At 71.3% G+C, this 12,031-nt stretch carries 9 protein-coding genes; 7 read left to right on the top strand and 2 right to left on the bottom strand.

Annotated elements, in window-relative coordinates; all coding sequences use genetic code 11:
- The first annotated feature begins 154 nt into the window (after positions 1-154).
- From KV381_RS29520 to KV381_RS29490, 7 genes are all read left to right on the top strand, one after another.
- Complete coding sequence (locus tag KV381_RS29520) at positions 155-817, top strand: response regulator transcription factor (RefSeq protein WP_003965521.1); 663 nt, start codon at positions 155-157, stop codon at positions 815-817.
- A 114-nt stretch (positions 818-931) separates the two neighbouring features.
- Positions 932-2,206 carry an HRDC domain-containing protein gene (locus tag KV381_RS29515; RefSeq protein WP_030631789.1) on the top strand — a complete coding sequence of 425 codons (1,275 nt, stop codon included), beginning with the start codon at positions 932-934 and terminating at the stop codon, positions 2,204-2,206.
- Between the two features lie 43 nt (positions 2,207-2,249).
- Complete coding sequence (locus KV381_RS29510) at positions 2,250-2,948, top strand: ferritin-like domain-containing protein (RefSeq protein WP_030079732.1); 699 nt, start codon at positions 2,250-2,252, stop codon at positions 2,946-2,948.
- A 133-nt stretch (positions 2,949-3,081) separates the two neighbouring features.
- Positions 3,082-4,308 (top strand): acetyl-CoA C-acyltransferase, encoded by a 1,227-nt coding sequence (locus tag KV381_RS29505; RefSeq protein WP_030631786.1) that lies wholly within the window; start codon positions 3,082-3,084, stop codon positions 4,306-4,308.
- Positions 4,305-6,434 (top strand): 3-hydroxyacyl-CoA dehydrogenase NAD-binding domain-containing protein, encoded by a 2,130-nt coding sequence (locus KV381_RS29500; protein ID WP_030079736.1) that lies wholly within the window; start codon positions 4,305-4,307, stop codon positions 6,432-6,434. The genes KV381_RS29505 and KV381_RS29500 overlap by 4 nt, the downstream gene beginning before the upstream one ends.
- A 225-nt stretch (positions 6,435-6,659) precedes the next feature.
- Positions 6,660-7,739 carry an LCP family protein gene (locus KV381_RS29495; RefSeq protein WP_218786727.1) on the top strand — a complete coding sequence of 360 codons (1,080 nt, stop codon included), beginning with the start codon at positions 6,660-6,662 and terminating at the stop codon, positions 7,737-7,739.
- Positions 7,740-7,778: 39 nt separating this feature from the next.
- The gene (locus tag KV381_RS29490) at positions 7,779-8,162 is read left to right on the top strand and encodes an NTP pyrophosphohydrolase (protein WP_218786726.1); all 384 of its coding nucleotides are present in this window, start codon (positions 7,779-7,781) and stop codon (positions 8,160-8,162) included.
- A gap of 157 nt (positions 8,163-8,319) precedes the next feature.
- Here the strand turns inward: KV381_RS29490 and KV381_RS29485 are convergent, their stop codons facing one another.
- Both KV381_RS29485 and dxs read right to left on the bottom strand, forming a co-directional pair.
- Complete coding sequence (locus KV381_RS29485; RefSeq protein ID WP_030079745.1) at positions 8,320-9,786, bottom strand: amino acid permease; 1,467 nt, start codon at positions 9,784-9,786, stop codon at positions 8,320-8,322.
- 191 nt (positions 9,787-9,977) lie between these two features.
- A complete protein-coding gene (dxs, locus tag KV381_RS29480; RefSeq protein ID WP_030079747.1) occupies positions 9,978-11,891 on the bottom strand; it encodes a 1-deoxy-D-xylulose-5-phosphate synthase in 1,914 nt (637 codons plus the stop codon).
- Positions 11,892-12,031 lie beyond the last annotated feature (140 nt).

Here is a 12,031-nt window from a genome sequence, read left to right as displayed (position 1 = left end):
TCCTATTTGCCCGAATTGTTACTCACCAAATCGTGATCTTCCCCTAAAGGAGGACGGGTCCGCTGCCGAAGAGGTCAATGACCCTTCAAGCACGGTTCGCCCCCGGCTTCATCCCCCGAGCCGGCCCGTCCCGCCACTCCCCCCAGGAGGCCTGGTGTCCGTTCTCCTTGAGCAGCCCGCAAGCCTGGTCGCCTACCGCCCGAACAAGCCGACGGCCATGGTCGTCGTGGCCGACCCGCGCGTCCGTTCCACCGTCACCCGCCATCTGTGGGCCCTCGGAGTACGTGACGTCATCGAAGCGTCGTCCATCGCGGAGGCACGCCCCCGCGTCGGCAACCCGCGCGACATCTGCATTGCCGACGTCCACCTGCCCGACGGTTCCGGGCTGACCCTGCTGTCCGAGACCCGCGCCGCAGGCTGGCCCAACGGTCTCGCCCTCTCCGCCGCCGACGACATCGGCGCCGTTCGCAACGCCCTCGCGGGCGGCGTGAAGGGCTACGTCGTCACCGGCACCCGAACCAACATCGGCCACCCCACCCGCCCCGGCGTCGCCCCCATCGGCGCCAACGCGGCCCGTATGCACCGCAGGCCTCCCGGTTCCCCGAGCCACCCGGGCGGCTACCGCGAACTGTCCGGACGTGAGGTGGAGGTGCTCCGCCTGGTCGCCGAAGGCCAGTCCAACAAGGCCATCGGCGTCTCGATGGGCCTCTCCGCCCTGACCGTCAAGTCCCACCTCGCCCGCATCGCCCGCAAGCTGGGCACCGGAGACCGGGCCGGCATGGTCGCGGTCGCCCTGCGGACGGGCATCATCCACTGACCGCACCCCGCCGGGACGTGCACCGATGCGCCTCCGGCTGGAATACGTGCATGGCCGCCCGTCGACGGAACGTTCCGTCGACGGGCTCCGTGCATACACAGATACCCTTGACACGTGACCGACGCCCAAGAGACCGCAGCAGACACTTCACTGCGAACCACCGGGGGCGCTCCCCCGGACGACGTCGCCCCGGCGCCGATCCCCTTGCTCGAACCTCGCGAGGGCATTCCCCCGGTGGTGACGTCCGACGACGCCCTGGCCCGGGTGATCGCCGCCTTCGCCGCGGGCACCGGCCCGGTGGCCGTCGACGCCGAGCGCGCCTCGGGCTACCGCTACGGCCAGCGCGCCTACCTCGTACAGCTGCGCCGCGACGGCGCGGGCAGCGCCCTGGTCGACCCGGTCGGCTGCCCCGACCTCTCCGGCCTCGGCTCCGCGCTGAACGGCACCGAGTGGATCCTGCACGCCGCCACCCAGGACCTGCCGTGCCTGCGGGACATAGGCATGACCCCCACCTCGCTGTTCGACACCGAGCTGGCCGGACGGCTCGCGGGCTTCCCGCGCGTCGGCCTCGGCGCGATGGTGGAGAACGTCCTCGGCTACGCCCTGGAGAAGGGCCACTCCGCGGTCGACTGGTCCACCCGCCCGCTGCCCGAGCCCTGGCTGCGCTACGCCGCACTCGACGTGGAGCTGCTGATCGACCTGCGCGACGAGCTGGAGGAGGAGCTGGAGCGGCAGGGCAAGCTGGAGTGGGCCCGCGAGGAGTTCGACGCCATCGCCGCCGCGCCGCCCGCGCCGCCCCGCAAGGACCCGTGGCGCCGGACCTCGGGCATGCACAAGGTGCGCCGCCGCCGTCAGATGGCCGTCGTCCGGGAGCTGTGGACCACCCGTGACCAGGTCGCCCAGCGCCGCGACGTCTCGCCGGGCAAGGTGCTCGGCGACGCCGCGATCGTCGAGGCCGCGCTCGCGCTGCCGAACGATGTGCAGGCCCTGACCGCGCTGCCGGGATTCGGCCACCGGATGGGCCGCCGTCAGCTGGAGCAGTGGCAGGCGGCCGTGGACCGGGCCAGGGCGCTGCCCGAGTCGGAGCTGCCGCAGCCCGGTCAGCAGCCGGCCGGACCGCCGCCGCCGCGCTCCTGGGCCGACAAGGACCCGGCCGCCGCCGCCCGGCTCTCGGCCGCCCGCACCGCCGTCTCCGAGCTGGCCGAACGCCTTCGCATGCCCCAGGAGAACCTGATCACCCCGGACACCGTGCGCCGGGTCTGCTGGGAGCCGCCGAAGAACCCGACCCCGGGCGCCGTCGAGGACGTCCTCGCCGGGTACGGGGCGCGGAACTGGCAGATCCAGCAGGTCGCCCCGCTCCTGGTCCGGGCGCTGAACGCCGGCGCCTGACCTCGGGAGACACGGACACGGGGGCGGACACCGGGGGGCGGCCGTGGGGACCACGACGTACGGGGACTGGATACGCGACTTCGAGGCGGCGCGCCGTGAGCGGGCCGAGCGGGGCGATCCGGACTGGCGGACCGGGGTGAAGCAGCACCCCGCGATCCGGCGCAGTGTGCAGCGTTTCCAGGTCGGTGAGGACGGCGACGGGGCCGGGCTGATCACCAAAGCGGAGGCGGCCGGTGACGCGGAGTACGCGTCGGCGGTGCGGATGTTCGTCGCGGAGGAGCGAAATCACGCCAGGTTGTTGGCGCTCCTGCTCGCCTCGGGCGGCGCGCCGCTGATCGCCTCGGACTGGAGCGACCGGATCTTCGTGGCGCTGCGCCGGGCGCTGGGGCTCCGCCTCGAACTGCTGGTCCTGATGATCGCGGAGGTGGTCGCGCTGCGCTACTACCGGGCGCTGCGGGACGGGGCCGGCGATGCGCTGACGCGCGAGGTGGCGGGGCGGATCCTGGCCGACGAGGAGCGGCACGTGCCCTTCCACTGCCACCGGCTGCGCCGGGCGCTGCGCCCGCTGCCGCCGCCGGTGCGGGTGCTGGTGACCTCCGGGTGGCGGGCCGCCCTCGCGGCGGCCGCGCTGGTGGTGGCGGTGGACCACGGCCCGGCGCTGCGGCGGCTGGGAGTGGGCCGGTTCCGGTTCGCCCGTGAGGTGGTCCGGTCCTCGGGTCCGATCGCGGCGACGATGCGGTGAGAGGTGTGACCTTCGACGCTCCGGCCGTGGGGGGTGGGCAGTCTGGTTACCCGCAAGTAGCATGATGGCAGGCGGTGCGCCCCCGTGGCGTGCCCCGCAGCAGTGCCATCCCGCACCCTGGAGGAGAGCCACCGTGCCTCGTACCATCCGGGACGTCGTCTTCGTCGACGGCGTCCGCACCCCGTTCGGCAAAGCGGGCCCGAAGGGCATCTACCACGAGACCCGCGCCGACGACCTCGTCGTGAAGGCCATCCGGGAGCTGCTGCGCCGCAACCCGGACCTGGACCCCAAGAAGATCGACGAGGTCGCCATCGCCGCGACCACGCAGATCGGGGACCAGGGCCTGACGCTCGGCCGCACCGCCGGAATCCTGGCCGGTCTGCCGCAGTCCGTCCCCGGCTACTCGATCGACCGCATGTGCGCGGGCGCGCTGACCGCCGTCACCTCGACGGCCGGTTCCATCGCCTTCGGCGCGTACGACGTCGTCGTGGCCGGTGGCGTCGAGCACATGGGCCGCCACCCGATGGGCGAGGGCGTCGACCCGAACCCGCGTTTCGTGTCGGAGAAGCTGGTCGACGAGTCCGCCCTGTTCATGGGCATGACGGCGGAGAACCTGCACGACCGCTACCCCACGATCACCAAGGAGCGCGCCGACGCCTACGCGGTGCGTTCGCAGGAGAAGGCCGCCAAGGCGTACGCCAACGGCAAGATCCAGCAGGACCTGGTGCCGGTATCGGTGCGCCGCACCAACGCCGAAGCCGGTGAGACGGGCTGGGGCCTGGTCACCGCCGACGAGCCGATGCGCCCGGGCACCACCATGGAGTCCCTCGCGGGCCTCAAGACCCCCTTCCGCGCCCACGGCCGCGTGACGGCCGGTAACGCCGCAGGTCTCAACGACGGCGCCACCGCCTCGCTGCTCGCCGCCGAGGACGTCGCCAACGAGCTGGGCCTCCCGGTCAAGATGCGCCTGGTGTCCTACGCCTTCGCGGGCGTGGAGCCGGAGGTCATGGGCTACGGCCCGATCCCGGCGACCGAGAAGGCGCTGGCCCAGGCCGGTCTGTCCATCGAGGACATCGGTCTCTTCGAGATCAACGAGGCCTTCGCCGTCCAGGTGCTCGCCTTCCTGGAGCACTACGGCATCGCCGACGACGACGCCCGGGTCAACCAGTACGGCGGCGCGATCGCCTACGGCCACCCGCTGGCCTCCTCCGGTGTCCGGCTCATGACGCAGCTGGCCCGGCAGTTCGAGGAGCAGCCCGAGGTCCGCTACGGCCTGACGACGATGTGCGTCGGCTTCGGCATGGGCGCCACGGTCGTCTGGGAGAACCCGCACTTCAACGCCGACGGAGGCACCAAGTGAGCTCCACCACTGAGCTTCTGAAGGGTGCGGCCGAGCTGTTCCCCGGCGAGGTCGTCACCCAGGCGCACGTTCGTCACCTGGACCTGCCGTTCGGCGCGGGACGGTTCGCGCTCATCACGCTGGACAACGGCCTGGACCACACCAAGCCGACCACCTTCGGACCGCAGTCGCTGGCGAACCTGAACGCCGCGATCGACCAGGTCGAGAAGGAGGCGGCCGACGGCGCCGTCACCGGTGTCGGCATCACCGGCAAGCCGTTCATCTTCGCGGTCGGCGCCGACCTCAAGGGCGTCGAGCTGCTGAGCCGTCACGAGGACGCGCTGGCCATCGGCAAGGGCGGCCACGACGTCTTCCGCCGTCTCTCCGGCCTCGCGGTCCCCACGTTCGCGTACTACAACGGCGCGGCCATGGGCGGCGGTGTCGAGGTCGGTCTGCACTGCACCTACCGCACCGTCTCCAAGGCGCTGCCGGCGTTCTCGCTGCCCGAGGTCTTCCTCGGTCTGGTCCCCGGCTGGGGCGGCTGCGCCCTGCTGCCGAACCTGATCGGCGCGGACCGCGCGGTCTCGGTGATCATCGAGAACTCGCTGAACCAGAACCGTCAGCTCAAGGGCAAGCAGGTCTTCGAACTCGGCATCGCGGACGCGCTGTTCGAGGGTGCGGACTTCCTGGAGCAGTCGCTCGTGTGGACCGCGAACGTGCTCAAGGGCACGGTCGCCGTCGAGCGCGCCGAGGTCGACCGCGGTGACGCCTGGGACGCGGCCGTCGCCCGCGGCCGGGCCATCGCCGACTCCAAGGTGCACGGCGCCGCCCCGGCCGCGTACCGCGCGCTGGACATCATCGCCGCGGCCAAGGACGGCGACCTGTCCGCCGGCTTCGACGCCGAGGACCAGGCGCTCGCGGACCTGATCATGGGCGGCGAGCTGCGCAGCGGCATCTACGCCTTCAACCTGGTCCAGAAGCGCGCCAAGCGCCCGGCCGGCGCCCCGGACAAGAGCCTGGCCCGCCCGGTCACCAAGGTCGGCGTCGTCGGCGCGGGCCTGATGGCCTCGCAGCTGGCGCTGCTGTTCCTGCGCCGCCTGGAGGTCCCGGTCGTCCTCACGGACATCGACCAGGAGCGCGTCGACAAGGGTGTGGGCTACGTCCACGCCGAGATCGAGAAGCTGCTCGGCAAGGGCCGCATCAACCAGGACAAGGCCAACCGCCTCAAGGGCCTGGTCTCCGGTGTCCTCGACAAGGCCGAGGGCTTCGCGGACGCGGACTTCATCATCGAGGCCGTCTTCGAGGAGATCGGCGTCAAGCAGCAGGTGTTCGCGGAGGTCGAGGCGGTCGCCCCGGCGCACGCGATCCTCGCCACCAACACCTCCTCGCTGTCGGTGACCGAGATGGCGTCGAAGCTGAAGAACCCCGAGCGGGTCGTCGGCTTCCACTTCTTCAACCCGGTCGCGATCCTCCCGCTGCTGGAGATCGTGCGCGGCGAGCAGACCGACGACGCCTCGCTGGCCACCGCGTTCGGTGTGGCCCGGAAGCTGAAGAAGACCGCGGTCCTGGTGAAGGACGCCCCGGCGTTCGTCGTCAACCGCATCCTCACCCGCTTCATGGGCGAGATCCAGAACGTCATCGACGAGGGCACCCCGGTCGAGGTCGCGGAGAAGGCCGTCGAGCCGCTCGGCCTGCCGATGTCCCCGCTGGTGCTCCTGGAGCTGGTCGGCCCGGCCATCGGCCTGCACGTCTCCGAGACCCTGAACCGCGCCTTCCCGGAGCGCTTCACGGTCTCCGAGAACCTCGCGGCGGTCGTCAAGGCCGGCAAGCGCGGCTTCTACGTCTACGACTCCGGTGCGCCGGTCCTCGACCCCGAGGTCGCCGCGCTCCTCAAGCAGGGCGACACCGTCCTCACCGAGGAGCAGACCCGCGACCGCGTGCTCGACGCGGTGGCGCAGGAGATCGGCCTGATGCTGGACGAGGGCGTCGTCGCCGAGGCCCAGGACATCGACCTGTGCCTGATCACCGGTGCGGGCTGGCCCTTCCACCTGGGCGGCATCACGCCGTACCTGGACCGTGAGGGCGTCTCCCAGCGGGTGAACGGCAAGCCGTTCCTCGCGCAGGGTGTGGCGAGCGTTCCGGCGTAACCACGCCGCCCGGAACCAACGCGCTCGGGCCGTACGGGAGTTGCCTCCTGTACGGCCCGAGCGCGTATCCGGTCCGGTCGGCCGGTTTCCGGACACCCATTCCCACAGACACCTGTTCTATAGTGCTCGGTCAGTCGCCCCTTCACGGACCGGTCACACCCCCCACCCGAGTCCCACCTACTCCCCTGCCCTCCCCGGGCACCGAGATGCGAGGACTCGACCACGATGAGCAACGACGAGACGACACCGGGCTCCCGCGCCTCCCGCCGCCGGGCCGGACCCCGCAAACGCCGCCGCGGCCTCACGATCGCGCTCGGCGTCCTGTGCGTCCTGCTGCTCGCCGCCGGTGGCACCGCCTACTGGCTCTACAGCCGGCTCGACGGGAACATCAAGGGCGTCGACATCGAGAAGGCGCTCGGCGAGGACCGCCCGGAGCGGCTGCCCACCAGCGGGCAGAACCTGCTGGTCCTCGGCTCGGACTCGCGGGCCGGGGCGGAGAACGAGGAGCTGGGCGGCGGCGGGGCCGTCAGCGGCGCCCGCTCCGACACCGCGCTGGTCGTGCACATACCCGAGGGCCGGTCGAGGGCCGTCGCCGTCTCCATCCCGCGCGACACCCTGGTGACCCGGCCCGAGTGCGCCGGCGACGACGGATCCACCGTGTCCGCCAAGGAGCGCGTCATGTTCAACTCCGTCTACGCGCAGGTCGGTCCGGCCTGTGTGGTGAAGACGGTGGAGAAGATGTCCGGCGTCCGGATCGACCACTATCTGGAGATCGACTTCGCCGGGTTCAAGGACCTGGTCGACGCCATCGGCGGCGTCACCGTCGACGTACCGCAGGACATCCACGACAAGGCGTCGGGGCTGGACCTCACCGCCGGTCCGCAGAAGCTGGACGGCGCCGAGTCCCTCGCGTACGTCCGCACCCGGTACGGCATCGGCGACGGCAGCGACCTCGGCCGCATCGGACTCCAGCAGCAGTTCCTGCTGGCCCTGCTGAGCGAGGTCAAGTCGCAGGATCTGCTGGGCAGTCCGGCGAGCTCCTACCGAATCGCCGACTCGGCGACCAAGGCGCTCACCACCGACTCCGGGCTCGCCTCGCTCACCTCGCTGGCGGAGTTCGCCCGCTCCATGAACGGCGTCGACCCGGGCTCCATGGAGACGATCATGCTGCCGGTGGCGTACGACACGATCGACCCTAACCGCGTGATCGCGGCCGAGCCGCAGGCGGGTCAGCTGTGGAAGGCGATCCGCGAGGACGGCACGATCCCCGAGGAGGCCAAGAAGTCCCCCGCCACCGGCGGCTGACGGCCCGTCGCGCCCCGCTCGGCGTGACACCCTGCCGGAATGAGCGACGACGGCAGGGCACTGGTGATCGTGGACGGGGCCAATGTGGTCGGTTCCGTGCCCGACGGGTGGTGGCGGGACCGGCACGGGGCCGCCGTACGCCTGCGGGACGCGCTGGCCCCGTACGCGACGGCCGGGCTGCCCGGGCTGCCCGGCCCGGTGGAGCTGGTGCTCGTCGTCGAGGGGGCCGCCCGGGGCGTCGCGTCCGTGGCCGGGGTCCGGGTCGAGTCGGCCGCCGGCAGCGGCGACGACCTGATCGCCGGGCTGGCGGCCGGGGCCGCCCCGGACCGCGACTGCGTCGTCGTCACCGCCGACCGCGGGCTGCGGCGGCGGGTCGAGGCGTACGGGGCCCGGTGCGTCGGACCCCGTACGGTACGGCCCTAGACCGACCGGCAATTGGAGGGTGGGAGAAGGAGCGGGGCTGGGTGCGTGCAGCTGCAAGGCGGAGGATTGAGTCAACGCGGAGCGTTGGTGATTGACGACAACGCCGCAGATGCGCGTGCCCAGCCCCGTGACGCCGCCCCCCAATTGCCGGTCGGTCTTAGCGGCCCCGCTTGCCCAGCAGGCTGTGGGAGCGCCCGTACACGAAGTAGATGACCACCCCGAGGACCATCCAGGCGCCGAAGCGCACCCAGGTCTCCACCGGCAGGTTGAGCATCAGCCAGACCGAGGCGGCCACCGAGACGATCGGGAGCACCGGCACCCACGGGGTACGGAACGCGCGGGGCAGGTTCGGCTGGGTGCGGCGCAGGACCAGGACGCCGAGGGCGACGACGACGAACGCGAAGAGCGTGCCGATGTTCACCAGGGTGGCCAGTTCCTCGATGCTGGTGAACCCGGCGATGATCGCGATCAGCACGCCGAGCAGGATCGTCGGGCGGTAGGGCGTGCGGAAGCGCGGGTGCGTCTTGGAGAAGAAGCGCGGCAGCAGCCCGTCACGGCTCATCGCGAAGAAGACCCGGGTCTGGCCGAGCAGCAGGATCATGCAGACCGTGGTGAGACCGACCGCCGCGCCGAAGCTGATCAGACCGGCGTAGAAGGGGTGTCCGGTGGCCTTGAAGGCGTCGGCGAGCGGGGCGCTGACGGAGAGTTCGCTGTAGTGCTGCATGCCGGTCACCACGAGCGAGACCGCCACGTAGAGCACCGTGCAGATGACCAGCGAGCCGAGGATGCCGCGCGGCATGTCGCGCTGGGGCAGCTTGGTCTCCTCGGCGGCGGTGGCCACCACGTCGAAGCCGATGAAGGCGAAGAAGACGATGGAGGCGGCGGTGAAGATGCCCATCACGCCGAAGTTCGTGGGCTCGTAACCGAACATCAGCTGCACGAGCGGCGCGTCCCAGCCCGAACCGGCGGGCTGCGACTCGGCCGGCGGGATGAAGGGCTTGTAGTTGTCGGCCTTGATGAAGAACAGGCCCGCGATGATCACCATGAGGACCACCGCGACCTTGATCGCCACCACCACCGAGGTGACCCGGGCGGACAGCTTCATGCCGATGACCAGGATGACGGTCAGCACCAGCACCAGGGCGAAGGCCAGGATGTCGAAGCCGAATCCTTCCGCCACGTCCGTGCCCGAGAGCACCTCCGGCATCGTCCAGTCGACGTTGTCCATCAGTGAGCGGACGTAGCCGGACCAGCCGACCGCGACGACCGCGGTGCCCAGCGCGAACTCCAGCACCAGGTCCCAGCCGATGATCCAGGCCACCAGTTCGCCGAGCGCGGCGTACGCGAAGGTGTACGCGGAGCCGGCCACCGGGACGGTGGAGGCGAATTCGGCGTAGCAGAGCGCGGCCAGCGCGCACACGACGCCCGCCACGGCGAACGCGATGGCGGTGGCGGGGCCGGCCGTCTCCTTGGCGACCTGTCCGGTGAGGACGAAGATGCCGGTGCCGATGATGACGCCGACGCCGAAGACCGTCAGGTCCAGGGCGGAGAGGGACTTCTTGAGCGCGTGTTCCGGCTCCTCGGTGTCCTGGATCGACTGTTCGACGGACTTGGTGCGGAACATGCCGTTTCCGCGGGGTGGTGTGACCTGCGCGCTCACCTGCGTTACCTCCACGCATTCGTTGTGAACGCCATGATTCGGACAGGTCCGGCGCGGGATCGCGCCATCCGGTCCGTTTCACGCGAATGGGCCGGGAGAACCACCCGTACAGGGGCGGTTCGCCCGGCCCATCCGGCCGTACGAAGGCGAGCGCGTCAGTCGCGGGCGGGCTCGACCGCGCGGCTCTCGAAGCGGCCGTCGAGCTTGGCGACCAGTCCGGTGACCTGCCGGGCGATGTCCGGTGCGGTCAGTCCGATCTCGGCCATGACCTCGCCGCGCGAGGCGTGGTCGAGGAAGACCGGCGGGATGCCGAAGTCGCGCAGCGGTACGTCGACCCCGGCGTCGCGCAGGGCCTGGGCGACGGCCGAGCCGACACCGCCGGCCCGGCTGTTGTCCTCGACCGTGACGACGACCCGGTGGCGCTCGGCGAGCGGGGCGAGCGCCTCGTCGACGGGCTTGACCCAGCGGGGGTCGACGACGGTGGTGGAGATGCCCTGGGCGTCCAGCAGGTCGGCGATCTCCAGGCACATCGGGGCGAGCGCGCCGACGGAGACGACCAGGACGTCCGGGCGGGCGGCCTTCGGCCGGCGCAGGATGTCCATGCCGCCGGCCTTGCCGACCGCCTTGACGGCGGGGCCGACCGCGCCCTTGGAGAAGCGGACCACGGTCGGCGCGTCGTCGACGGCGACGGCCTCGCGCAGCTGGGCGCGGACCTGGTCGGCGTCGCGCGGGGCGGCGATCCGCAGGCCGGGCACGCACTGCAGGATCGACATGTCCCACATGCCGTTGTGCGAGGCGCCGTCCGTGCCGGTGATGCCGGCCCGGTCCAGGACGAAGGTGACGCCGCACTTGTGCAGGGCGACGTCCATCAGGACCTGGTCGAAGGCGCGGTTGAGGAAGGTGGCGTAGACCGCGAAGACCGGGTGGAGTCCGCCGGTGGCGAGGCCCGCCGCGGAGACCGCGCCGTGCTGCTCGGCGATGCCGACGTCGTAGATCCGGTCCGGGAAGGCCTCCTCGAACTTGCCGAGGCCGACCGGCTGGAGCATGGCCGCGGTGATCGCGACGATGTCCTCGCGCTCCTGGCCGAGCTTGAGCATCTCCTCGCCGAACACGGAGGTCCAGTCGAGGCCGGAGGTGGAGATCGGCAGGCCGGTGTCCGGGTGGATCTTGCCGACCGCGTGGAAGCGGTCGGCCTCGTCCTCCAGGGCCGGGGTGTAGCCGCGGCCCTTCTCGGTGAGGCAGTGCACGATGACCGGGCCGCCGAAGCGTTTGGCGCGCTGGAGCGCGGATTCCAGGGCCTCGATGTCGTGGCCGTCGATCGGGCCGACGTACTTCAGGCCGAGGTCCTCGAACATGCCCTGCGGGGCGATGAAGTCCTTGAGGCCCTTCTTGGCGCCGTGCAGGGTCTCGTACAGCGGGCGGCCGACGACGGGCGTGCGCTCCAGGATGTCCTTGCCGCGGGCCAGGAACCGTTCGTAACCGTCGGTCGTACGGAGCGTGGCGAGGTGGTTGGCCAGGCCGCCGATGGTCGGGGCGTAGGAGCGCTCGTTGTCGTTGACGACGATGACCAGCGGGCGGTCCTTGGCGGCGGCGATGTTGTTCAGCGCCTCCCAGGCCATACCGCCGGTGAGCGCGCCGTCACCGATGACCGCGACGACGTGGTCGTCCTTCTTCAGGACCTCGTTCGCCTTGGCGAGGCCGTCGGCCCAGCCGAGGACGCCGGAGGCGTGGCTGTTCTCGATGACGTCGTGGTCGGACTCCGCGCGGGAGGGGTAGCCGGAGAGGCCGCCCTTGCTCTTGAGGCGGGAGAAGTCCTGGCGGCCGGTGAGGAGCTTGTGGACGTAGGCCTGGTGGCCGGTGTCCCAGAGCACCCGGTCCCGGGGCGACTCGAAGACCCGGTGCAGGGCGATGGTGAGCTCGACGACGCCCAGGTTGGGGCCGAGGTGTCCACCGGTCTTGGACACCGCGTCCACGAGGAAGGTGCGGATCTCCTCCGCGAGCTGGTCCAGCTCACCGAGGCTGAGCCGGTCCAGGTCGCGCGGTCCCTTGATGCGGGTCAGCAGATCCACCCGTGCCTCCTTGCGTTTGAGCTGATCGAGCGTGCCGATCCGATGAGTCTAATGTTCCACCGCCGGACGTGGGCAGCGGGAGCCTGTGTTCGAACGCCGCGTGCCGCGCACGCGCAGGTGCCCGGCACCCCCGTGGGGTA

It is taken from the genome of Streptomyces sp. WY228, assembly GCF_019287315.1.
In the GTDB taxonomy this organism is placed as follows: domain Bacteria; phylum Actinomycetota; class Actinomycetes; order Streptomycetales; family Streptomycetaceae; genus Streptomyces; species Streptomyces caviscabies.
This window is presented reverse-complemented; position numbering and strand designations above follow the sequence as displayed.

Excerpts from the sequence above, each read along its gene's own strand:
- KV381_RS29495 (WP_218786727.1), top strand. The coding sequence starts at position 6,660 with ATGAGCAACGACGAGACGACACCGGGCTCCCGCGCCTCCCGCCGCCGG.
- KV381_RS29490 (WP_218786726.1), top strand. The coding sequence starts at position 7,779 with ATGAGCGACGACGGCAGGGCACTGGTGATCGTGGACGGGGCCAATGTG.
- KV381_RS29485 (WP_030079745.1), bottom strand. The coding sequence starts at position 9,786 with ATGTTCCGCACCAAGTCCGTCGAACAGTCGATCCAGGACACCGAGGAG.